The 23633-nt window shown below is 68.7% G+C and carries 18 protein-coding genes; 17 read left to right on the top strand and 1 reads right to left on the bottom strand.

Annotation, left to right across the window (positions count from 1 at the left end; all coding sequences use genetic code 11):
* Positions 1 to 43 precede the first annotated feature (43 nt).
* From ACIBKX_RS17495 to ACIBKX_RS17440, 12 genes are all read left to right on the top strand, one after another.
* A complete protein-coding gene (locus ACIBKX_RS17495) occupies positions 44 to 790 on the top strand; it encodes an SDR family oxidoreductase (protein WP_363272803.1) in 747 nt (248 codons plus the stop codon).
* A 522-nt stretch (positions 791 to 1312) separates the two neighbouring features.
* A complete protein-coding gene (locus ACIBKX_RS17490) occupies positions 1313 to 2716 on the top strand; it encodes a ricin-type beta-trefoil lectin domain protein (RefSeq protein ID WP_363272802.1) in 1404 nt (467 codons plus the stop codon).
* Positions 2717 to 2886: 170 nt separating this feature from the next.
* Positions 2887 to 4563, top strand: coding sequence for a hypothetical protein (locus ACIBKX_RS17485; RefSeq protein WP_363272801.1), 1677 nt, complete (start codon positions 2887 to 2889; stop codon positions 4561 to 4563).
* A gap of 279 nt (positions 4564 to 4842) precedes the next feature.
* The gene (locus ACIBKX_RS17480; protein WP_363272800.1) at positions 4843 to 5550 is read left to right on the top strand and encodes an AfsR/SARP family transcriptional regulator; all 708 of its coding nucleotides are present in this window, start codon (positions 4843 to 4845) and stop codon (positions 5548 to 5550) included.
* A gap of 235 nt (positions 5551 to 5785) precedes the next feature.
* Entirely contained in the window at positions 5786 to 6706 is a 921-nt protein-coding gene (locus ACIBKX_RS17475; RefSeq protein ID WP_363272799.1) for a metallophosphoesterase, read from the top strand.
* Positions 6707 to 6797: 91 nt separating this feature from the next.
* The gene (locus ACIBKX_RS17470) at positions 6798 to 8036 is read left to right on the top strand and encodes an MFS transporter (protein ID WP_363272798.1); all 1239 of its coding nucleotides are present in this window, start codon (positions 6798 to 6800) and stop codon (positions 8034 to 8036) included.
* Positions 8033 to 8992: a hypothetical protein gene (locus tag ACIBKX_RS17465; protein ID WP_363272797.1), complete on the top strand. Its 960-nt coding sequence runs from the start codon at positions 8033 to 8035 to the stop codon at positions 8990 to 8992. Before ACIBKX_RS17470 ends, ACIBKX_RS17465 begins: the two co-directional genes overlap by 4 nt.
* A 66-nt stretch (positions 8993 to 9058) precedes the next feature.
* A complete protein-coding gene (locus ACIBKX_RS17460) occupies positions 9059 to 9664 on the top strand; it encodes a hypothetical protein (RefSeq protein ID WP_363272795.1) in 606 nt (201 codons plus the stop codon).
* A gap of 10 nt (positions 9665 to 9674) precedes the next feature.
* Entirely contained in the window at positions 9675 to 10340 is a 666-nt protein-coding gene (locus ACIBKX_RS17455; RefSeq protein ID WP_363272794.1) for a fibronectin type III domain-containing protein, read from the top strand.
* Positions 10341 to 10374: 34 nt separating this feature from the next.
* Complete coding sequence (locus ACIBKX_RS17450; RefSeq protein WP_363272793.1) at positions 10375 to 11307, top strand: hypothetical protein; 933 nt, start codon at positions 10375 to 10377, stop codon at positions 11305 to 11307.
* Entirely contained in the window at positions 11304 to 12959 is a 1656-nt protein-coding gene (locus tag ACIBKX_RS17445; RefSeq protein WP_363272792.1) for a sigma-70 family RNA polymerase sigma factor, read from the top strand. The genes ACIBKX_RS17450 and ACIBKX_RS17445 overlap by 4 nt, the downstream gene beginning before the upstream one ends.
* A 252-nt stretch (positions 12960 to 13211) precedes the next feature.
* On the top strand, positions 13212 to 14216 hold the full coding sequence (locus ACIBKX_RS17440) for a helix-turn-helix domain-containing protein (RefSeq protein ID WP_363272791.1): 1005 nt from the start codon (positions 13212 to 13214) through the stop codon (positions 14214 to 14216).
* A gap of 86 nt (positions 14217 to 14302) precedes the next feature.
* Here ACIBKX_RS17440 and ACIBKX_RS17435 read toward each other — a convergent pair whose 3' ends face one another.
* Positions 14303 to 15100: a methyltransferase domain-containing protein gene (locus tag ACIBKX_RS17435; RefSeq protein ID WP_363272789.1), complete on the bottom strand. Its 798-nt coding sequence runs from the start codon at positions 15098 to 15100 to the stop codon at positions 14303 to 14305.
* A gap of 246 nt (positions 15101 to 15346) precedes the next feature.
* On the opposite strand from ACIBKX_RS17435, the gene ACIBKX_RS17430 reads away from it, so the two are divergent.
* From ACIBKX_RS17430 to ACIBKX_RS17410, 5 genes are read left to right on the top strand one after another with little or no spacing between them, the layout of a single operon-like run.
* The gene (locus ACIBKX_RS17430) at positions 15347 to 18001 is read left to right on the top strand and encodes an aminotransferase class III-fold pyridoxal phosphate-dependent enzyme (protein WP_363272788.1); all 2655 of its coding nucleotides are present in this window, start codon (positions 15347 to 15349) and stop codon (positions 17999 to 18001) included.
* Between the two features lie 56 nt (positions 18002 to 18057).
* Positions 18058 to 19134, top strand: a complete 1077-nt coding sequence (locus ACIBKX_RS17425) for a 3-oxoacyl-[acyl-carrier-protein] synthase III C-terminal domain-containing protein (RefSeq protein WP_363272787.1) — start codon at positions 18058 to 18060, stop codon at positions 19132 to 19134.
* On the top strand, positions 19131 to 19406 hold the full coding sequence (locus tag ACIBKX_RS17420) for an acyl carrier protein (protein WP_363272786.1): 276 nt from the start codon (positions 19131 to 19133) through the stop codon (positions 19404 to 19406). Before ACIBKX_RS17425 ends, ACIBKX_RS17420 begins: the two co-directional genes overlap by 4 nt.
* The gene (locus ACIBKX_RS17415) at positions 19403 to 21157 is read left to right on the top strand and encodes an AMP-binding protein (RefSeq protein WP_363272785.1); all 1755 of its coding nucleotides are present in this window, start codon (positions 19403 to 19405) and stop codon (positions 21155 to 21157) included. Before ACIBKX_RS17420 ends, ACIBKX_RS17415 begins: the two co-directional genes overlap by 4 nt.
* Positions 21154 to 23451 (top strand): MMPL family transporter, encoded by a 2298-nt coding sequence (locus ACIBKX_RS17410; protein WP_363272784.1) that lies wholly within the window; start codon positions 21154 to 21156, stop codon positions 23449 to 23451. The genes ACIBKX_RS17415 and ACIBKX_RS17410 overlap by 4 nt, the downstream gene beginning before the upstream one ends.
* The last annotated feature ends 182 nt before the right edge of the window (positions 23452 to 23633 follow it).

Genomic DNA, 23633 nt, shown 5'->3' with positions numbered 1-23633 from the left:
CAGAAGGATGAACGTACGTCACATATGTGAACAGGGGTGGGGTATGGCGCACAGGCGCATCGTGGTCTCCGGTGGTGGTACTGGCATAGGTCGTGCCGTCGCCGGATCGTTCGCGGCGGACGGCGACCGGGTGGTCGTCGTCGGCCGACGTGACAAGGTGCTGGAAGATGCCGCAGCAACCCTCAACGCCCGGCATGGGAGCGGTCTCGTCAGCTGGGTGGCGGCCGACCTCGCCGTGCCGGAACACGTCCGCCGCGCCGCCGACTTCATCACCGCCGACGGTGATGTCGACGTCCTTGTGACCAACGCGGGCGGCAATGTCGCCCCGGGGCGGGGCGCCACTCTGGAAGACATCGCCACCGGATACCGCAGCAACTTCGACGCCAACGTCCTGACGTGCGTCCTGCTGACCGAGGCCCTTCTGCCGCACGTCCGTCGTCCCGGTGGGCGCATAGTCCACCTCTCCTCCATCGCGGCTCTGCGGGGCCCGGGTTCGTACGGCGGCTCCAAGGCGGCGGTGAACACCTACACCTTCGAGCTCGCCCAGCGCCTTGGAGCGGAAGGCGTCACCGTGAATGCCGTGGCGCCCGGATTCGTCGCCGACACGGAGTTCTTCGGCGATCGTGCGACCCCCGAGTTCATCGCCGCCCGCGTCGGGCGGTCCCTGACCGGCGAGCCGGGCCGGCCCGACGAGATCGCCGCTGCGATCCGCTATGTCGCCTCTCCCGAAGCGGCCTACCTGACGGGGCAGATCGTGCACATCAACGGTGGCGCCGCGCTGGGGCGTTAGGCCGTCTCCGCGCGCCGCGCGGGACTGGCCCCGGACGGTCCGGGCGGACGGTTGACTCGACCCCGGGCAGGGGTGACCTGACTGGACCGGCCGGGTGGCGGCGCGTGCCGCCGCCACCCGGTGACCTCCCGGTCCTCTGGCGACTCTCACCTCTGTGTCGCGAGGCCCTCCTCGATTGTGTGCGTACGTCCGCGTGCGCGGGTCGGCACGGGACTCACCAGGGAAGGAGAGGGTGAGGCGGGATCGGTCCCGGCGCTTTGCCGATGCTTTACCTTCAGGGTTCATCCCTTCAACTCCCGCAGACAATCCAGGAGTTCGGTGCTGGACAGGGCGCCTCGGCCGCTGCTACGTTCCCGGCGACCTCCCGCAGGACTCCTCATTCCGCACCTCACGCCTCTGGGTCGTCGTCGGGCGCCTTCCTCCTGAACCGGAGGATCCGTGCGAGACACCCACGCCGCACCGCGGCATCGAGAGACACCGGGCAGACCCCGCAGCAGGCACCGCGCCACGTGGAAGCACGCCGTGCCCAGCGCGCTCGGCGCCGTGCTCGCCCTGCTCATCGCCCTTCTCGGGATGCCGGGTTGGGCCGCCGAGGAGGACGGCGACGAGTTCGCCTCGTACGCCGTGACCGAGGCCCCGCCCGTCGCCTGCGCGAAGAACGCCGGGGCGCGGCACAAGGGCATCCACGTCTTCTACGTCCACCGCGCAGGGGAGGACCGCGCCGCGGAACGCGCCCCGGTCATCCGGCGCCTCATGTGGGACGTGGACCAGCAGTTGGAGGCCGGCACCAAGCGCCTCGACGCCGACCAGAGCCGCCGGTATCAGATGGTGCAGGACGACTCCTGCCGGATCGAGGTCACCCCGGTCGGAGTGAGCGGTCTGGCCGAGATGCCCGGGATCGCCGACATCAAGAGGGCCATGGACCGGGCCCTGATGGCCCGACTCGCCCCCAGTGCATCGGCGGAGGACCAGAACAAGAAGCTGGACGCTTACCTCGACGGGCAGCGTCCGATGCTCTTCATGGACTGGGAGGAGACCGAAGGACTCGCCTGCGGCGTCGGCGGAGGCGCCGGCCGGGCCAAGAGCACGGGCGGCTGGGCATCGGTGACGAGGCCGTGCTGGAACTCGTACACCATCACCCACGAACTGATGCACAGCTTCGGCGTGCCGCACTGTGCCGACGGTGAACAGCCGGGTCACCTGCAGCACGGCAAGGACCCGCTGTGCGGGGGCGGTTCGAGTGCGGACGGCGCAGAGCCGAAGTGCACCGAGGCCAACGCCGCCGAGATGCTGGACTGTGTCGGCGACCAGTTCCACTACTTCCATCCGGCCCCCGAGGCGGGCAGCGCGCTGGCCGAGGCCCCCGAGGAGAATGTGGCCAACAATCCGCAGCTGCTCACCGACGTCCCCGCGCGGCCCGTCGACGTCCGGCTCCAGAGCCGCACCAGTGGTCTCTGCCTGGACCGGGGCGCGGACGGAGCCGTCGTCCAGAAGGAGTGCGCCGAGGGCAACGGCTCGTCCACCCAGGTATGGCGGCGAACGCTCGACAGTGACGGCTACCTCACGCTGAGGCTGGTGCCGGACGGACGCTGCCTGACGCTGCCCTCGGACCAGCGCCCCGGCAAGGGCGAAGAGGTCGAAGCCGTCGCCGCGGTCCTGTCGGCGTGCGCCGCCGCCGAGCCGCGCCAGCAGTGGTGGATGCGGGACGGGGCGGGCCCCGACCACACCGACTCCTGGCTCGTGAACCGCGCCACCCGGCAGAACGTCGGCCTCGAAGACGGCGGCAAGGAGAAGCAGGCCGGGACGCGACTGGTCCAGATGAAGGGCGGTCCCGGCACGTTCACCCCGCAGTTCGTGACAACCCTTGCGAAGGCCGGTCAGACGGCGTCGTGCGGATCGAAGTCCGACGAGCCGAAGGGCTGTTGAGCAGACCCGCCCAAGCTTTCGGCCCCAGCGCCCACCGGCACCCGGCACCCGGCACCCGGCGGCCGGAGGCAACGGGCGGCGGCACCGCACCGGGCGACGGGCTCCCGTCCCGGGACATGTGCCGCCGCCCGCCCAGACCACACCCCACCCGCTCCTGTGAGGAGAATCCGATGTCCTATGCCCGAGAAGTCCTCGCCGCCGCCCGGACGACGCCCCTGCGCCAAGTGCTCGCACCCGCACGCGCCCATCGCCCCCCACTCGGCGACGCCGAAGCGGTCGAGCAGGTCAGGTCCGGCCGGGCAGGTGCCTTCCGGTCCGTCGTCACCCGGCACTGGGCTGCCGTGGCGGCGTACGTACGCACCGGTGTCGTGGACGAGGCGATGGCCGAGTCGCTGGTCCGCGGGGCCTTCGAGCAGGTCTTCGAGACCGCCCGGCACGGGCCGGGTTCCGCGGTGCCGCTGCGGGCCCAGCTGCTCGTCCAGACGCGGAGGGGCATGGTCCGGGCATGGAGCCATGAACGTACCGAAGGCGGATCATGCCCACCGGACTCAGGTGGGCGATTCAGCAGGGGATTCAGCGAATGGGCGGGCATGGGCAGCACCTGGCCCCTGCTGATGGGCTCCCGGCTCGCGGCCGCCTACCGCACCTTGTCGGGCCCCCGGCAGACAACTCTGTGGCACAGCGCCGTCGAACGGGAGGGCCGGCTCCTGACCACGCAGGTGCTGAGCGCCGACCGCGCCCAGTACGGTGCGCTCGTCGGAGCCGCACGCACCGCTCTGCGCGATGCGTATCTCGGACTGCACCGGGGCAACGCGGCCGACACCCGGGCCGAGGAATGCCTGCGCCACTGCGATCTGCTGGCCGAGGCGACGGCCGAGACATCGAGCGCCGTCGCCTTGTTCCACCTGGTCGACCACCTCGACTGCTGCGCCAACTGCACCGCGGCATACGCGGACCTGGTGGACCTGGACGGCCGGCTGCGCCGACAGCTCCCGGCGATCCTGCTGGGCTGGTGGCCCGCCCGGGCCTACGCGGCGCTGAAGAAGGAACAGCTGCCGCCCCGCGCCCCCCTGCCGTTCCTCGACCGGGCGGCCTCGCGGGAGTGCGTGGACAGGGCGCGCCACCGCAAGCAGCGCATCGGAATCCTGAGCACCCGCGTCGGCGTGTACGGCCTGTGCACGGCCGCGGCCGTGGGGCTCGGCCTCGCGGGCTACCGGGCATCGACCAGTCCGCCCCGCGATGACGGCGCCTCGTACGCCGAGGACCCGGAACCCGCCCCGACCGTCACGCGGACGGTGACCGCCGAACCCTCGTCCGCACAAGAGAGTTCACCGACGAGCCCCGACCGCCCTCCGTCGCGCTCGCCGGGCACATCCACCACCCCGGCCGTTCCACACCCCACACCCACCCCGTCCACGCGACCGACGCGGCCGTCCCCTCCCTTGCACCGGGCAACCGATCGTCTGCTCCTCGCCCGAGGCACGAACCTGAGGGGCGCCACGGCCCTGCCGGACGGCACCGGCCGGACGTTCGCCAACGGCGGCGTCGTCCGTCTGGGCAAGGTCGACTTCTCCGCGACGCCGCCGCGGACCGTGGCCCTGAACCTCACGCCGCGCGCTCCGCTGCTCTCCCGCACCACACTCACGCTCACGTTGGACGACCCCGATGGGCCGCCTCTTCTGTCGTACGAGATTCCGGCGGTCGTCGACCGGGGCAGCCCGTTCGTTCCGGTCCTGCCCCTGCCTTCGGTGTCGACCGTGACGGGTGTGCACACTCTGTATGTCAAGCTGTCGTGTTCGGATACGACCGCAGCGGGCGCGGACGTGCATTGGGTGCGCTTCCAGTGAACCGACTTACCCGCGGTCGCCTGAGTCATGGCCTGAATATTGCTGTGAGTCATCCCCGTAGCTGTTGGAGCAATCGACTCCGCAGCGCATTTCTGCCCCTGGCCTTGTTGGGCGCACAGGAGGGAGGTTCGTGCCCTAACTTCCTTTGTCGTCATGGAAAACATGGAGAATCCATCGGGTCCAGCACAGGGGTGGCAGCGGTCACCCGTCCGCGGAGAATCCCTTGATTTCGACGGGCTAGGTCCGCTCCTGGTACTGGCCGACGGAAGGCGACTTCACTTGGGCCCCCCGCGCCAGCGAGCGGTCCTGGGACTTCTGCTCATCAATGCGAACCGGCTGCTGCCCACCGACTCGATCATTGAGTCCATTTGGGAGGGCGAACCGCCGCCGCAGGCCACGGCGGCACTCTACGCCTATCTCTCCCGGCTGAGACGATTACTGTCCGGCACCGGCTGGCCCTCCCTGTTGGTGCGTCAGAATCCGGGCTACCTGCTGGCCGTGCCGCCCGAGCAGATAGCAAGTCAGCGTTTCGAGCGGGCGGTTTCCGAAGGTGAGCACTTTCTGCGGCAGGGCGACCACCGGGCCGGCGGGAGTCGGATGGCGGAGGCCATCAGAATGTGGCGGGACATTCCGTACGCGGATCTCGGCCATTACGACTTCTCCGCCCGGGAATCCACGCGACTGGAAGCCGTGCGGTTGATCGCGGTGGAAGGACTTGCCGAATCCCTGCTCAGGCAAGGTGATCCGCATGCGGTGGTCGGACTGCTGTACACGGAGGTCCAAGTGCATCCGTTCAGTGAGAACCTCGTCCACCACTTCATGACCGCGCTCTATCTTTCCGGGCGCAGGGTGGATGCGCTCAAGGTGTATGAGCAGACCCGGTCAAGACTGGCCGAGGAGATGGGAGTTGACCCCGGAAAGGAACTGCGCGATCTCCGCCAGGGCATCCTGCTGCAGAACCTGGTGCCCAAGCCTCCCTGTTCATGAGTCGCCGGACTCGTCATTCCGCTATCGGGCCGAGGTTACCGGCGAGAAGCAAGAAACGCTCAAGCCGACGGCAATGAATGGGTCAGTCCACGCCAAGTCGCCTGCAACGAGGGCATGCCACAGTCGGAAACGAGCGTGCAGAAAACGTAGTCGGAGACATTGAAAGGGCCTGAAAATGCGATCCAGTGAGTCCACCGGAACCCCGAAGCAGCGATCAGCGAGAAAGGTTGCGGCCGTGGGGGCCGCAGGACTGCTCGCCGCGGTGGCGGCGGTGACCCTGCCGCAGAGTGCTTCGGGGAACAGCGAGCAGCACAAGGGGGAATCGGTCGCCGCGGAGGCCGTGACCGTCGTCGCCGCTGGCGATCTGTGCGGCTCGGCGTGCAACCAGACGGCCAAGGTCGTCGAGAAGATCAACCCGAGCGCCGTGATCACCCTGGGGGACAACGCCTACAGCGAGGGCACGGCGAAGGAGTTCCGGGAGAAGTACGCCCCCAACTGGGGCAAGTTCCTCAGCAAGACCTACCCGACGCCGGGCAACCACGAATACCGCACCGACGACGCCGACGGCTACTTCGACTACTTCGGCAGCAGGGCCGGTACACGGGGCAAGGGCTACTACAGCTTCAACGTGGGCGACTGGCATTTCGTCGCGCTGAACTCCGAGATCTCCGCGGGCTCCGGCTCGACACAGGAGAAGTGGCTGCGCGCGGACCTGAAGGCCAACACGAAGCCCTGCACGGCGGCCTACATGCACCGCCCCCAGTTCAGCACCGGAGACCACGGCGACGACTCGAAGGTCAAGGCCCTGTTCACCGCGCTGTACGACAACAAGGCCGACCTGCTGCTGTCCGGTCACGACCACCACTACGAGCGCTTCGCGCCCAGCAAGCCGAGCGGCAGCAAGGACACGGTCAACGGCGTCCGCCAACTGGTCATCGGCACCGGCGGAACCACCCTGCGCGACGGGACCAACGACTCCAAGGCGACCACCGAGTCGGTGAACAGGAAGACCTTCGGGGTGTCCAAGCTGACCCTGTCGTCCACCGGCTACGAGCACCAGTTCGTACCGGTCGAAGGGCGGACCTTCACCGACAAGGTGACGGGCACCTGCCACAAGGCGGCGGCGAAGTCCCAGTCGTCGACCGCCACGGACTGACCCCCCGCACGTACGGCCTCAGCCACTGAAGCCGATGCGGCGGTGGGACCCCCACCCGCCGCCGCATCACCGTGCTGGAACGGAGCGGTCCATGCTGTATCTCTCGACCACCCGGCGCCCCGCCGCGGCCCGCGGCGGCGGCGCCGTCCCCTCCACCGTGATCGGCCTCGGCCTGGTCAGCCTGGTCACCGACATCTCGGCCGAGATGGTCACCGCGGTGCTGCCGATGTACCTGATGTACGGCCTCGGCGTCGGATTCCTCGTCCTCGGCACCATCGAGGCCCTGTACGCGGCCGCGACCGCCACACTGCGGCTCGCGGGCGGCTATGCAGCCGACCGGTTGCGGCGACCCAAGACGGTGGCCACCATCGGCTACGCGCTGTCCGCCGCCACCAAACTCGGTCTGCCCGCGGTCGGCGGCTCGGTGCCGGGTATCGGCGCCATGCTGGGACTCGACCGGGCGGGCAAGGGTATCCGCACCGGCCCGCGTGACGCGCTCATCACGCTTGCCGCGCCGCCCGACGCGCTGGGGCGCGCGTTCGGAGTGCACCGCGCGATGGACACCACCGGGGCGCTGCTTGGGCCGCTGGTCGCCGTCGCCCTGGTCGCCCACACCACCGGGTACGACGCGGTGTTCGCCGTGAGCTTCTGCCTCGGCCTGGTCGGCGTGATCGTCCTGGCGCTGTGCGTACCGATGCCGCCGTTGCCGGCGCGGCCAGGGCAACGAGACGCCGGCAAGGGGCGGGTGACGCTGCGTCAGGCCCTGGCCGTGCTGACCCGTCCCGGCATCCGGCGCGCCTGCCTGGCCGCGGGTGCGCTGGGTCTGGTGACCGTCGGGGACATGGTGCTGTACGTGTCGCTGCAGCAGCGGTCCGGCCTGTCCACCACCTTGCTGCCGTTGCTGCCGCTGGGCACGGGGATCGTCTTCCTCCTCGCCGCGACCCCCGTCGGCCGGCTCGCCGACCGCGTCGGCCGGTGGCCGGTCTTCCTCGCCGGACACGTCCTGCTGCTCGCCGCCTACCTCTGCGTCGGACTCGTGCCGGGCGGCCGGCCCACCGCCGTGCTCGTCCTAGCCCTGCACGGCCTGTTCTACGCCGCGACCGACGGGGTGCTCATGGCCCACGCGGCTCCGCTGATCCCCGAAGCGCTCCGTGCGACCGGCCTCGCCGCCGTGCAGACGGTTCAGGCACTCGCACGGGCCGGAGGGGCGCTGATGGTCGGGGCCGCCCTGCAACTCGCCTCACCGCAAAGTGCGTTCACCGTCCTGGCGGTCCTGCTGGGCTGCGCGGTGCTCGCGGGGGCACGTCTCGGCAAAGGAAGCAGGACATGACCGTCCAAAGGCAACGGCTCACCGCCGCGCTGCTGATAGCGACCACGCTGATCGCGGGTTGCGCCTACACGGGATGGAAGATCGCGGCCACCCGGTCGGCCGCGAAGAGCGCACAGCAGCTCGACGTGCTGCGGGCCGGAACACTGCTCTACGTCGACCACTCCACGAGCCGGGTACGGCAGGTGCGTACCGAACGACCCGGAAAGGTGCTGGGGACGGGACCGAAGTGCCTGCGGGTCTACGCGGCCGCCGGAACCCTCGCCTGTCTGCGCTCCGCGACCCTTCCCGGCGGCTTCGAAGTGGGCGTGTTCGACGAAGAGTTGAACGAGCGAAAGGTGATTCCGGTCTGGGGCAAGCCGAGCAGGGTCCGGGTGTCCCCGTCCGGCCGCATGGTCGCCTGGACGGTGTTCCGCGCCGGCGACTCCTATCTGAGCCCCGGCGGGTATTCCACCACAGCCGGTGCGTACGACCTGGAGACCGACGACCACTACGGCTCCCTGGAGGACTTCGAGGCGTACGTCGACGGGCGCCGGTTCACGGCCGCGGACCGCAACTTCTGGGGCATCACCTTCGCCTCGGACGACCGCACCTTCTACGCCACCATGTCCTCCGGGAAGCGCACCTGGCTCATGCGGGGCGATCTGCGCGACCGCCGTCTCGAGGCGATTCGCCCGAATGTCGAGTGCCCCTCGCTGTCTCCCGACGGACGCCGTATCGCCTACAAAAAACGCGTCGGGAACCACTGGCGATTGCATGTCCTGCGCCTCTCCACCGGCAAGGACATCCCACTCGCCGAGCCGGCACATGTCGACGACCAGCCCGCCTGGCTCGACGCGCGCACCGTGGGCTACGCCCGCTCGATCGACGGACACCCGGTCCTGTTCGGTGTTCCCGCCGACGGGACCGGCAGCCCTGTCCGGATCCGCGGTGGCTCGTCGCCGGCGGCCCTGAACTGACCACACCGACTGACCACACCAGCTGACCACACCACCGAAACCAAGACCGACTCCGGAGGTTCCTCCATGCAAGCAAAGCACCGAGTTCTGCTGGCCTGCGCGCTGACCGCACTGCTGTCGCCGGCCGCGATACCCGCCCATGCCGAAGTCGAGCCGGGCGGCTGGCAGTCCACCAGCCCCACGTTCAAGGTCCAGGAACGAGGCTGCGGCCAGGTCAGCGACCTCACCTTCAGGCTCACCTGCTCGGACGGCGACGGCGACAACCGTGCGGAGCGGCGGTACGCCACCTACGAGGGAGGCACGCGCCAGTTCGAGGGCTACTTCACCATCACCAGCATGGGAGGCGACCGCATCTCCCTGAAGCAGACCTTCCGTGAATCTCCCAACGGGGGCTCCTACTTCATGCTCGGTGTCGAACGGGGCGGCCGCCTCTACTCCGTGAAGAACGGGGGCGACACGATCGCGGGTGGCGCCACGGTCGGCACGCGGGTCCGGGTGAACACCGTCCACAAGGTCGGCGACGTCCACCGCGTGTACATCAACGGCTCCTTGAAGCGATCCGAAGGCAGTCGGGACGGCAGCTTCTACGACAAGCTCGGCGCCTACGCGACGGACAGCGGCAAGGGGCCGATCACGGTCAAGTGGAGCGACATCAAGTTCTGGCGGAAGTAGGAGTCGGACTGTGCGTTTCACGGTCCGTACCTCAGTGGCGGTCCTGCTCGCCGGCGCAGCCCTGACCGGCTGCGCCGGCGAGGCACCGCAGAAGCAGTCGCGCCCGGAGCCGAAGCCGGACGCGGTCCTCGAGGCGAGCGCGACATCGCCCGACGACACCAGGCTGACCTGGCGCACACGGGGTGGAGACGTCGCCTGGCGTGTCCTCGAGTTCGCCACCGAACGATCCGGCCCCTACACATCCTTGGGCTTCCTGCGGCCCGGTCGGACCAGCTTCCGGCACACCGATCTGATGCCCGGGACCACCTTCTACTACCGGCTTCGTCCCGTGCACGGTCCGGCGTCACGCCCTGTGCACGTAGACCTGGACCGAAGGGAAGCCGACAAGGAATCCGGGAGTGTGAGCAGTTCCGCGCCGGCGAACCTCAGGGCGAACCTCATGCGCGGGAACGGCATCGGATTCAGGTGGACGGATCGCGCGAGCGATGAGGACGGATATCTGATCGAGGTGCGCCGGGACGGCAAGAAGCACTTCTCCGTCGTCGCGGTATTCGGCCCCGGCGTCGAATCCGCGAAAGTCATCACGCTGCCCGACGAGAGGAGAGCGGAGTTCCGTGCCCGCGCTTTTCGCTACGGCAGTTCTTCGAATGTGGTCCACCGCACCACCGGGAATTGAAGGACCGTGGATCCGCCGCAAAGGAAGGTAGATCATGCCCCGTTCTTTCCTGTCCCGCCCGACGAGGTACGCGTCCTCCGACGCCACGGCACTCGCCGCCGTGCAGCGAGGACAGATCGATGCCTTCCGACTCATCCACGAGCGGCACTACCCGGCCGTCCACGCGTACGCCATGGAATGCCTCGCGGATGCCGAGGCGGTCGGCGGGCTCTCCACACGGGTGTTCCGGCGGGTACTCATGACGCGACTCAGGGGTGGCACGGTCATCGGCGTACGCCATCCGGGCTGCCTGCGGCGCGAGCTTCTGGACGGAGTGCGCAGCGGAGCGGTGGCGCACGCCACGTACGACCGGGCCGCGCTCGCCCCCGGATTCCGGGACTGGGTGGCCAAGGGCGCGGCCTGGCCCATGGAGGACGGCAGCCAACTGGCGCAGGCCTTCGAACGGCTGCCACGGTCGGCGCAGATCCTGCTGTGGCACGGAGTGGTGGAGCGGGACGATCCTCAGCTCATCGCCCGGATCACAGGGCAGTCCGAGGCTGCCGTCGCCGCCTCCACACAGCGGGCCAGGGAGCTGCTGCGGGGTGTCCGACTGGGGCTGCACGCGGAGCGCGCGGGGCGCCAGGAGTGCCGGGAGGCCTTGGCCGGGCTCGAAGCCCCGCTCGACGGTGCCGTGGTGTCCGGCATAGCGGCGCATGGGCTCGACTGCCCGTGGTGCCGTGAGGCGGGGGAGGACCTGGCGGACCTCGACGGGCGACTGGGGAGCCACTTGCCCGCCTGGCAGTTGGGCTGGTGGCCCGGCCCCCGGTACCTGCGGCTGAAGGCGGCGTCCAGTGCCCTCGCCGATGCCTCCGCGTACCTCTCGGAATTCCCCGAGCCGGGGGCCACTTGGGTGCCGCAGCGGGCACGAGCCAGGTCGGCAAGACATCGATTCAACCGAAAACCGCATGACACAGGGGGACATGCATGACAGTTGCGGACAGCGAAGACCAGCCGGCGAGCCGCACCGATGCCGAACTCACCGCCCTCTTGCGGGAGGAGAACGACGACGGGGCCCTGGAAGAGATCTACCGGCGTCACCGTGCGGCGGTTCTGTCGTACGCCCGTACGTGCTGCCGTGATCCGCACACGGCGGAGGACCTCGTGTCCGAAGCGTTCGCCCGCACGATCCGGGTGGTCCGGTCAGGAGGCGGCCCGGAAGCCGCATGGCGGCCCTATCTCCTCGTGGTGGTCCGCCGCACGGCGGCGGACTGGGCCGCGAGCTCCCGAAGGACCGCACTCTCCGCCGAATTCGAGCAGTGGTTCGAGGAGCACACCGACGCATCAGAGGGCGAGGACGGTGAGGAGCGCGTCCTGCGCCTGGAGGAACACAGCCTCGTTCTGCGCGGCTTCCGCAGCCTGCCGGAGCGCTGGCAGGCCGTCCTCTGGCACACGGTGGTCGAGGACGAATCGCCGGCCCGGACCGGGGCGCGGCTCGGGATCAGCGCCAGCGCCGTCACCTCCCTCGCGGCACGTGCCCGCGAGGGCCTGCGCGAGGCGTATCTGACCGCCCATGTGCAGAGCGGCGACGCGACCGCCGAGTGCGGTCACTACCGCTCGCTGCTGGCGGCCGCGGTGCGCCGCAGCGGGTGGCGCGGCAGCAGGGACCTCGCGAGGCATCTGTCGGCCTGCGCCAGGTGCCGTCGCGCCGCGACCGAGCTCGCCGACCTCAACAGCCGGCTGCGCACGGCGCTGCCCGCGGGCGTGTTGCTGTGGGGCGCCCAGGCGTACGTGGTGGCGAGGATGGCCGGTGCGGACGCGGCCACGGCGGCGCTCGCGAGTCGGGCGGACGGCGACGGGGCAGGGCAGCGCGGCCTGTGGACACGGGCGCGGGGTGTGGCGATCACGACGTCCTGTCTGCTGTTCGGTGCCCTGTGGCTGTCGCCCCCGAGCGCGCCGGACCGGACGCTGCTTGCCCCGAAGGCCGACCGGTCGCTCGTCCCCACGGATACGTCTTCGCCCCCACCGGAGGCGGACTCGACGGCGGGCTCGGCGCCGGTCACGAGCCGTCCGCCCCGACGGACGGCCGATGGGCCCACGCCCAAGAAGTCCACGCGGTCCATGGACCGCGCCGCATCGCCCTCTTCCTCATCCTCCTCGTCGTCGATGGGCAAGCGCTCTCGCCTGGTCGTCGCGACGACCCGCCGCTGCGTGGAAGTACAGGGCGAGACGTCCACCCCGCGGGAGGCGTACTGCGTCGGCAGTACGCGGCAGCAATGGGAACTGGTGCCCGTGAAGAACACCAGCGGCGACGGCCGGACCCATCTGCAGCTGCGCAACGCGTACACCAGAAGGTGCCTGACCCACACCGGGACGACGAAACCGGAGGACCCGGTGTGGCAACGCCCGTGCAACAGCTCCGACAGTCAGCAGACCTGGGTCATGGAGGTCGACCAGGACCGTGGTCTCGTCTCTTTCCGGTCCCGGAACGCGTCAGCCTGGCTGGGACTCAATGACGCGGAGGGGGCTGCCGCTGAGGCGCAGCACAATCCTTATCTCGGGACAAGCTCCGATGAAAAGGATCAGTACGACGAACTTTGGGCCGATTTCCTTTGCGGGGACATACAGTTCTACCAGGATTGACGGAGGTGCAATGTTACTGAGGGGTGTTCGCTCAAAGTAGCCGTAATCGTGTCGGGATTTGGATTGACTCGAGCCGGCTCGATGTCCTGTCGATGTCATTGACCAGATTGGGCACGATGTCCTTCGCAGGAGTTGGCCAACCGGCCAGGATTGGCTTACTTTCTTCTTCGGCAGTTTCCGAGAGTAACTGCACCCCCCACGGTTCTCTGTCCACTGCCAGGTGCTGCCCGGCCATGTAGGAAACGGACCCAAATGTTGGACGCCGACCTGTCGGCATACCTTCAGGAACTAGGTCTCCCTTCGTATGAATCTGATGCCTTCGAAGCGTTGCTCCGCATGGGATCCTGCAATGTCGAAGAGCTGGCCGCCGAACTGGAGTGGAAAACCAGTTCCGCGGCGAGCGCCGTCGAGCGGCTCATCACGCTCGGCCTTGCCGCTACTCAGGGGCCCGATCATGCGAACATCCGGCCCGCTGAACCGACGACGGCCCTTGAGCAGCTCGCCCATGAACGCGCGGCCCATCTCCGGCAGGCACGCGTGGCGGTGCTCAACGCGTATCGCGGGTATCGCAAATCTGTGGGGGCTCAGGAAGAAGACGCACTCGTCGAGGTCGTCACCGGTTTCCGTCAGATAAAAGAACGTGTACGGCAGTTGGAGACAACGGTGAAGAGTGAGGTCATGCGCCTCGATTCGCCCCCCTACCTCTCATGTGTCACGAGGCTGGAGTACGGTTCCCCCAACCATGTCGAGATGGAGAACCTCGAACGCGGTGTGAAGTACCGGGTCGTCTATTCCGCGGAGTCGGTGAAGAGACGTTCGTATTATGTCGCCAACATTCAGCCCTGCATTGCCGCCGGTGAACAGGCCCGGGTACTGCCCAGCGTCCCGGTGCGGCTCAGCATGTACGACGCCCGAGTGGCCACCCTGGCCATGTCGTCCGTCGAGGCCGAGGCCAACGAATCCTTGCTGATCGTGCACCCATCAGGCCTGCTCTCGGCCCTGCGGGGTCTGTGTGACGCCTCTTGGCGCGCGGCTCATCCCATGCACCTGGGCAGCCAGGTTCCGCTTGCGCTGCCGCCCCTGCAGCGCCATCTCCTCGCGCTGTTGGGTACCGGCATCACCGATGAGACCATCGCCGACCTGCTGGGCGTCAGCCGCCGTACCCTGTCCCGCAATCTGGAGAAGCTGTGTCAACGCGCCGGTGCCACGTCACGTTTCCAGTTGGCGCTCCATGCCGCACGAGAAGGGTGGATCTGACGCGGTAACCGGGGCTCGACCGCCCGCACTTGTGGCCCGCCCGCCGACGTCGCTCGCCGGCCGGGCCACAGGCGTCGATGAACGGCTCACGCCGCGAAGGGCTCCCGGCATGTGTCGCGGCTCCGCCGCCCCCACACGAACTGGGTGAGACCCGCGATGCGCCGGTCGACGCCGGCCAGCCCTCTGGCCCGCAGCGCGCCGACGAGCTCATCGGGGCCGAACAGGCGCATGCCGGAGCTCCGGATGATGACTTCTCCCGCCGCCTTCCCGAGCGTTCCGGCCGGCCGGCAGCTGGTCAGCAGCGCGATCCGGCCGCCGGGAGCCAGGACTCGGACCATGTCGTCGAGTGCGGTGCAGGGGTCGGCGAACATGTTGAGCGCCGCGAAGCAGCACACCGCGTCGAAGGACTCGTCCCGGAAGGGCAGCGCGGTGGCGTCGGCGCAGACGTAGGCCACATTGCTCCGGTGCGTTTCACGGACGGCCCTCGCCAGCATGCTGGGGGAGGAGTCCAGCCCCACGGCGAGGCCGTCCGCTCCCGTCGCCCGGCCGAATGCCCGGGTGAAGTTCCCCGGACCGCAGCCGACGTCGAGCACCGCGCTGCCGGGCCGTACACCGAGCAGGCGTCGGGCCATGCGGTGTTCCTCGGCCATGTCAGGGCCGGACGGGCCTCCCTTGAACACCCAGCCGAGGAACGGCCGCCACCAGTCTTCGTAGATCGCGGGCACGGCCCGGGTCCTCATGAGGGCCTGGGCGAAGCCCGTCGACGCCGGAACCCCGCCGTCGGTCAGGTCCAGATATCCGCGGGTCACACAGGGAACGCTTCGCTGGTCCGTCAGCAGACGGAGCGCATGGTCCAGGGCCGGGGGCCATGGGGTCGTCGTCATGTCCTCACTCGCTTCGATTCTCGCTGCGTGTGCTCATGGCGACAGCAGGACAGCAGGCGCGAACCTCTTTGTCCAAGGAAAGCCGACGGGTTGTCACCTGGACACAAATTGTGAATATCCCTGTTGTCATCGACCGGTGGTATTTCGGGGATCTCGTTGCGCGGCCCAGGTGGCGATGCAAGCCTCATCGCATCCACGGAATTTCCGTACCTGTAAGCCCAATTGACCCGGTCGAAGGAGAAACACATGGCGGTTCGGCTTCGCCTTGTCGGGGCGGCTCTACTCGAGGCCGGCCGGATCCTGTGGTGGACCACGTATTTCATCGTGAGTTGGGCCGCACTCCGTTCCTCGCGCAAGGTCGACCGCATGACGGCCAGGACGACAATGGCGGTCCTCCTGCGCGACTACCTGGTTCGCATGGGGCCGCTCTATATGAAGGCCGGACAGATTCTGGGGACCCAGTCCGGGCTGCTCTCACAAGGAGCCGCAGAGGAATTCCGGTTCTTCTTCTCGGACCTCCCGCCCATGAACAGGCGCGAGCTGCACGAGACGCTGGCGCGCGGCCTTCCCGTCCCCCAGGAGCGGATGTTCACGCGGTTCCAGAGGGAGCCCCTGGCCGTGGGGTCCGTCGCGCAGGTGCACCGAGCAGTGCTCAGTGACGGCAGCGACGTGGCGGTCAAAGTGGTCAAGAGCGGGGTGCGGCAACGGCTCCTGGTCAGCTCGTGGATCCTCGAAAGGCTGCTCACCACGGCACACACGCTGGTGCCCCGGCTGCGGAAGTACAACCTGCCCGGCCACTTCGCCGAGCTCAGGCCGCTGCTGACCGGCCAGTGCGACATGCGGCAGGAAGCCCGCGCACAGAGTGAGATCGCGCGGAACTTCGCGGGCCATCCGTTCCTCGAGGTGCCCCGTCCCTATACCCATCTGTGCACGGAGGACGTCCTGGTCATGGAGTTCGTGGCGGGGACACCGGGCCACGACGTCCGTCGCACCGCGTATTCACGGGCCGATCTGGCGCGGAGGCTTCAGGACTCCTTCTACAGCATGGTGTTCTTCCACGGCCTCTTTCATGTCGACCCTCATCCGGGAAACATCATGTTCGGCCCGGGCGGACGGATCGTACTGCTCGACTTCGGCCTCGTCGGCCGGCTCTCCGCGGACGACAAATGGAACCTCTCGGCCTTCTACTACGCCTGCATCCGCGGCCAGTGGAATCTGGCGGTGGAGCGCTTCGTCGAGACGTTCGTCGTACGGCCTGAGCTCTTCCGTGAGCACGCGCCGCAGCACAGGGGCGAGTTGGCGGAAATCCTGCGCCGGCACTTCGAGGAGGACACCTCCCAGTGGTCCACCATGGCGTTCTTCGACGAGGCGACCCGGTTGCTCTACCGGGCCGGGGCACGGGTGTCCACGCGGTTCTCGCTCCTCGCCCTCTCCATGCTCACCGGCGAGGGGTTCATTTCCCAGACCGACCCCGAAATCGACTTGTGGCGCAACGCCCAGCGGTTCACCGACATGTTCTCGCCCTACCTGAGCGAGGAAGTGCGTGAGCGCTTCGAGCGGGAAATCGGCGGCCGCAGCCCGCGCTGCCTGGAGGTGCGGAACCAGGCTTCGGGCTATCTCGTCGCACCGACCCATCTGGACCGCTACGTACTGCCCAGCGCATTCCCCCTCATCGTCGAGCAGGCATCGGGATCGCGCCTGTGGGACATCGACGGGAACGAATACGTCGATCTGTCCTGCGGATACGGCCCCCACATCCTGGGATACGCCCACCCCAGTCCGGTCCAGGCCATTCAGGAGGCGGTCGCGAAGGGAGCCGTCAACGCGCTGGGAAACCCCGCCGAGTTACGTCTGGCCCATGCGATCGCCGAGGCGTTCGGCCCCGGAGCCAAGGTCATCCTCGGCAACTCCGGGACCGAGGCGGTCCAGATGGCGTTGCGGCTGGCGCGAGCGCACACCGGACGGCAGCGCGTGGCCAAGTTCGAGGGCCACTACCACGGCTTCTCGGACCAGAGCCTGGTCAGTTCGCTCTTCCGCTACAGCGGGGACCCGCACAGCCCGCGACCGATCGCCAACTCCGCCGGAATCCAGCGCAAGGTGGTCGACGACACCCTCGTCCTCCAGTACGGCGACCCCTCCTCGATCGACCGGATCGCGGCACACGGCCACGAGTTGGCGTGTGTCGTGCTCGAACCGATGCCGGTGGCCCTCGCGGCGTTCGACCGCGCCTTCCTGGAGCAGCTGCGGGATGTCTGCTCCCGCACGGGTGTCCTGGTCATCTACGACGAGGTGGTCACCGGCTTCCGTGTGCACTACGGCGGCGCGCAGCATCTCGCCGGCGTACGGCCGGACCTCACCTGCCTCGGCAAGGTGATCGGCGGCGGGCTCCCCTGTGGCGCTGTCGTGGGACGGTTCGACGTCGTCGATGTCGCCGGAACATCGGGTGACCCGTTCATCGATCTCGACAGCCGGGCCTTCGTGGGCGGGACCATGAGCGGCAACTCGGTCACCTCGGCGGCGGGCGCGGCGGTCCTGGAGCATCTGCGGTCGAATCCGGAGATCTACCGGGACCTGCGGGAGAAGACCGAGTGGCTGGCCCGCCAGTTGGAGGAGCGCGCCGCCGATCAGGGCATCGACTGCAGGGCGAAAGGCTCGCACTCCATCTTCTCCCTCACCTTCGACCACGCCGCCCCGCGACTCGTGCGGGACCGGCTCACCGGATCGAACTTCAAGGCCAACCTGGCGCTTTCCTATTACATGCGCAAATGCGGTGTCTATCTCCCCGAACTGCACACCATGCTCCTCAGTGCCGCTCACACGGACGCCGATCTCCAGCACGTGGTGCAGGCATTCACCTACAGCATCAAGGAGATGGCCACCGATGGATTCTTCACTCTCTAGTCGAGGAACATGCCTCACCCGATTACCCAGTTGCTCAGCAACAGGAAGGGAATGCGATGAAATTCCTGGCGATCGAGCACGAGTTGCCGTCGCGACAAGTGACCAACGACGAGGTCGTGGAACGTGTGCTGCGCGCCAGTTCCCGGCACCTGACGTCCTCAGAGCTCGACCTCGTGGCGGAGTTGATGCGGAACTGCTTCGAATCGGCGGGGACGAAGGTGCGGCACTGTCGCGCCGAGGGCGAAACGGCATCCGGCCTCACCCGCCGGGCGGGCGAGCGGGCCATCTCCGCCGCGGGGCTGCTGCCCGAGGACATCGACCTCGTTCTGTACGCGGGAATCGGCCGGGGCGTCCTGGAGCCGGCCACGGCCGTCACCTTCCAGGATCTCCTGGGGCTGCGGCAGGCCACCGCGTTCGACGTCCTGGACGCCTGTGCCAGCTGGCTGCGCGCCCTTGACGTGGCACGCGCCTACCTCGCCCTCGGCGTCTACCGGAACATCATGATCGTGAACGCCGAGTTCGGCGGGGGCGACGAGCAGCGCCACGAACTGCGCTCAGTGGAGGAGTTCCCCCACTGGCACCCCGCGATCACCATCGGGGAGGCGGCGACCGCGGCGATCGTCACCGCCGAGAACCACCTCGACGTATACGAGGCCGACTTCCGGACCTGGGGAGCCAAGCGCAGTCTCTGCTTCGTTCCGCTGGAGGGTTTCGACGGCTACTTCGGAAAGGAAGTCGACGTCCCCGGAGGGGTGGCGCCGATGAGGTTCGTCTCGTTCGGACTTCGCCTGATGGAGTTCGGAACCAGGAGAATCATCGAGCATTACCAAGAGCGGCCGCAGTTCGAGCGGTTCAGGCCTGACCGGATCTTCGGGCATTCGGCCAGCGACGGGATGAGCGAGTACGTACTCGAGGCATGCGGCATCGACACGGACCGCTTTCACTTCGACCACCACAGGCACGCGAACACGGCTGCGGCGTCCATCCCCCTCGGCATGTCACAGGCGATGAAGAGCGGCCGACTTCTCAATGGTGACCGTGTGGTCCTCATGGCCGCTTCGGCCGGCGTCACCACCGCCCTGATGAAGTTCGTGTTCCACGACAGGACTGCTACCGCAAAGGAACTCCGATGAAAACGCCGGACGACTCCCAGATATTCTCCGTGATCGCCGAGCTTGCCCACCAGGTGGACGAGCGGATCGATCCCTCGGATCTCCAGCTCGACGACACCCCGCTCAAGACGTACGGATTCACCTCGCTCACCGCCGTGCGCCTGCTGACCCTCGTCGAGGACCGCTTCCTTGTCGCCGTCAGTGACGCCGACGCGTTGACGTCGACGTCCATGCGCCAACTCGTCGACCTCGTGCAGCGGCGGTCGAGGACCGAGGGGAACGCCGCCTCGTGACACAGCCGAACCTGCTGACCCGCGTCTACGCGGCGGCCCGCCGTCGGGGAGACGGCCCCGGAGTGCGCTTCCTGAAGTACGGCAGTCCGGATGTGGCGCTGCCGTACGAGGATTTCCTGCTCAAGGGCGCCTGGCTCGGGGGAGAGTTACCGCAGACCGCCCAGGGGGACCCTGGAGCCGTGGTCATCGCGGCGAACGACCCGATGGCCACGCTGCTCGCCTTCTTCGCGGCGCTGTCGACCGGTCGGCCGCCGCTCGTACTTCCGGGGCCCGCGGCGGCCGGGGGCATGCCCGCGTTCCACGACCGGATTCAGCACATGTCCGACCGGTTCGCGGGCTCGTGTGTGCTGGCCGTGGAGGAAGGCCTGGTTCCGGACGGCGCCACACCGTCCGGCGTTCCCGTCCTCCCCTTGCCCACCGACCTCTCCGCCTACAAGACGGCACCGGTCGAGAGCCTGGGCCGGAACCGGAGCCTGGGCGGCGACCGACTCGCCTTTCTCCAGATGACCAGCGGATCCACGGGGGACAGCAGGCTCGTCGCCATCACCCATGCCAACGCCTGCGCCAACCTGGCCTCCCTGCGTGCCGGGCTCGGCGCGGGCAACGACGAGCGGATGGGTTCCTGGCTGCCGCTCTACCACGACATGGGACTGGTCGGCACGGCGCTGCTGAGCTTCGTCTTCGGCTGGCCGCTGTACCTGATGAAGCCCACCGACTTCATCATGCGGCCGCACCGCTGGATCAACGCCCTCAGCGAGCACCGTTGCACGGTCACCGCGGCGCCGAACTTCGGCTACGACTACGCCTGGCGGCGGATCCGCGACCAGGAGATCGCCGGGTGCGACCTCGCGGCCCTCAGGCGCGCGGCGGTCGGCGCCGAGCCGATCCGGCCCGCCACCGTCTCCGGCTTCGAGGAGCGCTTCCGGGACCACGGTCTGCGACCCGGGAGGGTCGTCCCCAGCTATGGCATGGCCGAGACGACCGTGGGAGCCACCATGGTGCCGCCCGGGAAACCGGCGCGCTGTCTCTTCGTGGACGTGGCCCACACCGAGACGGGGAGTCCCGTCCGCATCCTGGGCGAGGAGATCATCGGTTCCGGCTCGACCCGAGGCCTGCCCGACGCGCCGAACCTGGGCGCGACCCCCGTGCTCTCCGTGGGCCCACCACTGCCCGGCATGGAGGTCGTCGTCACCGATGACGAAGGCAACCGTCTCACCGAGGACGGGATCCTGGGCGAGGTCGCGGTACGCGGTCCCAGCGTGTCCGCCGGCTATCTCGACCCCGTGACGCACCGGCCCGTGCCCTTCCCCGGAGGGTGGCACCGAACCGGTGACCTCGGCCTCCTGCGCAAGGGAGAGCTGTACATCCTGGAACGCCGCAAGCACGTCATCATCCGCAACGGACGCAATTACCTCGCCTCTCTGCTCGAAGAGCGGGTGGCCCACTTCCTCGCCCATTCGCCGCACGAGATCATGGTGCTCGACACCGACATCCACGACCCCGACAGCGCCATCGTGGCCCTCGTCGAGAACTACTCCGGTACGGCTTGTCTCAGCCACGAGCAGATGACGGCCTTCAAGGAGCTCGACCTGCCGCTGGAATCCCTGCTGTTCACGCGCAAGCGCACCATCCCGCGCACCACGAGCGGCAAGAAGAAGTACGACCAGGCACGGCGGCAGTTGGGCGAGCACGCCGCCTGGGCGGACCAGGTCCTGCAGCTGGGCGGTTCGCCTCCGCGGGGCAGTGCGTGACGTCCACAGGTCGCCACGTCAGGCCGCGAGGACGACATGCCAGGCGGCTCGCACCCGCGTACGGTCCCGCGCTGACCCGCTGGGGCATCGCGGTCGCACGCCGCCGTTCGGTCGTCCTCGTGGTCTGGCTGCTCCTGGTCCTCGCTGCCGGTGCCGCCTATCCGCTGCTCCAGGAGAGGCTGGGAGCGCCCGACCATACGGTGCGCGGTTCCGACTCGGCACGCGCGGCGCAGCTGATCGCTCGTCACTTTCCGGCTCTCGGCTCGGAACAGGACATGGTGGTCTTCCGGTCGGACCGCCATCAGGCAGGCACTGACGCCTATCGGCGGCACGTCTCAACGGTCCTCGACGCAGTGGCCGACGTGTCGGGAGTCGTCGGGGTGTCCGGCCCCTACGATCCCGACGAGCGTGGCCGGATCTCCGCCGACAAGCGGGCCGCCGTCGCCGTGGTCTCCCTCCGGGGCGACGTCGCGGCCCGGTCCCGGCTCGCCGCGGATCTCCAGCGGAAGGTGCGCCTGCGGTCCTCCGGGGCGGCGGTGGAAGCGTATGTGGTCGGCGTCTCTCCGCTGAGCAACGACCTCTCCCGTGTGCAGTTGCACGACCAGCACGTCGCCGAAGGCATCGGTGTTCCCATCGCGCTCGTCGTTCTCCTGCTGGCGCTCGGCTCCCTGACCGCGGCCGTACTGCCTGTCGCCCTCGCGTTCGTGGCCGTCCTGGTCTGTCTGGGTATCCTCGCCGTGTTCGCCGTAGCGCTGCGTCTGGACACCTTCGTGACCGTCATCACCACGATGATCGGCGGCGGTGTGGGGATCGACTACGCGCTGTTCGTCGTCAGCCGCTTCCGGGAAGAGCTGGCCCGGCGCACCAGGCCCGCCAAGGACATGCCGCACACCGAGGCGATCGAGGCATCGGTCGGTGCCGCCCTGCGCACATCGGGAGGAACCGTCGCGGCCTCCGGGCTCATCGTGATCGTCGCCCTGGGCTCGATGGCGATACTCGACGGTCACCTGTTCCTGGAGATCGCGATCGCCGCCGGACTGGTCGTGGCCTGCTGTGTGCTGGCCGCCCTCACCCTGCTGCCGGCCCTCCTTGCCGCGCTCGGCACGCGGATCAACGCGGGCAGGCTGCCGCGCCGGAGAGGCGCGCGCCCCGGCGTACGACAGCGGGGCACCTCCGGCCGCTGGGCGGCCTGGGCCCGCTACGTCCAGCGCCGGCCGTTCCGGGTCGGGCTGCCGGCACTGATGCTGCTCGGCCTCATCGCCGCTCCGGCCTCGGAGCTACGGCTCGGCTTCGACCTGGGCCTGGAGACCCTGGACGACGCGCCCTCCGGCCGGGGACAGCGGATCATCTCGCAGTCGTTCGCCCCCGGTTCGGTCGCCCCCCTCACCATCATCGGCTGCGCTGGGGAAGGCCCGCTCGGCACTCGGCAACTGCGCTCCTTCGACCGGCTCACGACATCGCTGCGCGCGGATGACGGGGTCGCGCAGGTGACCGTCGCCGCGGACAAGAAGCGTGCGCCCGGCTCCGCCGGGCGCACCGTCGACGTGAGTGCCGACGGTCGGTGCGCACACCTGAGCGTCGTCTCCTCCGAGGAGGTCGACTCTCCCGCGACGCGTGCCCTGGTCGGGCGTATCCGGGGCGAGTTGGCGCCGGCCGCCTTCTCGGGCGCGCCCACGCGGCTGTACGTGGGAGGGCTCACCGCCGAGTACGTCGACCTGTCGGCCGAGACGAGCACGAAGCTGCCGGTGGTCGCCGCGATCATCTGTGTGCTCTCCCTCGGCTATCTGTTCGTCATCTTCCGCAGCCTGCTGCTGCCGGTCAAAGCCGTCCTGCTCAACCTCCTCGCCACCGCTGCCGCATTGGGCCTCACCGCGCTGGTCTTTCAATTCGGGCACGGGGCCGAGCTGGTCGGTTTCCGCCCGAACGGCACGCTGCAGGCCTACCTCCCCGTGGCGTTGTTCGCTCTCCTCTTCGGCCTTTCCATGGACTACGAGGTGTTCCTGGTCCGCCGCGTCCAGGAAGAGTGGCTCCGCAGCGGTGACAACGCCCGCGCGGTCGTGCACGGCGTGGCGCACACCGCGAGGGAGATCACCGCCGGATCGGCGATCATGGCCGCCGTGTTCGGCAGCTTCCTGCTGGCCCGGGCGCCGGAGCTCAAGCAGTTCGGCTTCGCGCTGTCCGTCGCCGTCCTGCTCGACGCGAGCATCGTCCGAGTCGTGGTCGTCCCCGCGCTGCTGAGCCTCGGAGGCCGGGCCAACTGGTGGCTGCCCCGAAGGCTGAAGCCCCGTTCCTAGAGGTCGGCGACAAAACGAGCAGACGGAGCTTGTCGCTTGACGAAAAGAACGGACTTCTCGGCTGGCGGGCGCCACATGCTTGAGTACCTTTGGAGCAACCGCTCGCGCCGCCTGATTTCGGGATCCCCCGTGCGTTTGTGCACCCCGCCGGCGGCGCGAGCGGCCTCACATATTTCCAGCAC

The sequence above is a fragment of the Streptomyces sp. NPDC050658 genome (assembly GCF_044457025.1).
In the GTDB taxonomy this organism is placed as follows: domain Bacteria; phylum Actinomycetota; class Actinomycetes; order Streptomycetales; family Streptomycetaceae; genus Streptomyces.
This window is presented reverse-complemented; position numbering and strand designations above follow the sequence as displayed.

Excerpts from the sequence above, each read along its gene's own strand:
- ACIBKX_RS17495 (WP_363272803.1), top strand. The coding sequence starts at position 44 with ATGGCGCACAGGCGCATCGTGGTCTCCGGTGGTGGTACTGGCATAGGT.
- ACIBKX_RS17485 (WP_363272801.1), top strand. The coding sequence starts at position 2,887 with ATGTCCTATGCCCGAGAAGTCCTCGCCGCCGCCCGGACGACGCCCCTG.
- ACIBKX_RS17470 (WP_363272798.1), top strand. The coding sequence starts at position 6,798 with ATGCTGTATCTCTCGACCACCCGGCGCCCCGCCGCGGCCCGCGGCGGC.
- ACIBKX_RS17465 (WP_363272797.1), top strand. The coding sequence starts at position 8,033 with ATGACCGTCCAAAGGCAACGGCTCACCGCCGCGCTGCTGATAGCGACC.
- ACIBKX_RS17460 (WP_363272795.1), top strand. The coding sequence starts at position 9,059 with ATGCAAGCAAAGCACCGAGTTCTGCTGGCCTGCGCGCTGACCGCACTG.
- ACIBKX_RS17450 (WP_363272793.1), top strand. The coding sequence starts at position 10,375 with ATGCCCCGTTCTTTCCTGTCCCGCCCGACGAGGTACGCGTCCTCCGAC.
- ACIBKX_RS17445 (WP_363272792.1), top strand. The coding sequence starts at position 11,304 with ATGACAGTTGCGGACAGCGAAGACCAGCCGGCGAGCCGCACCGATGCC.
- ACIBKX_RS17440 (WP_363272791.1), top strand. The coding sequence starts at position 13,212 with ATGTTGGACGCCGACCTGTCGGCATACCTTCAGGAACTAGGTCTCCCT.
- ACIBKX_RS17435 (WP_363272789.1), bottom strand. The coding sequence starts at position 15,100 with ATGACGACGACCCCATGGCCCCCGGCCCTGGACCATGCGCTCCGTCTG.
- ACIBKX_RS17430 (WP_363272788.1), top strand. The coding sequence starts at position 15,347 with ATGGCGGTTCGGCTTCGCCTTGTCGGGGCGGCTCTACTCGAGGCCGGC.
- ACIBKX_RS17425 (WP_363272787.1), top strand. The coding sequence starts at position 18,058 with ATGAAATTCCTGGCGATCGAGCACGAGTTGCCGTCGCGACAAGTGACC.
- ACIBKX_RS17420 (WP_363272786.1), top strand. The coding sequence starts at position 19,131 with ATGAAAACGCCGGACGACTCCCAGATATTCTCCGTGATCGCCGAGCTT.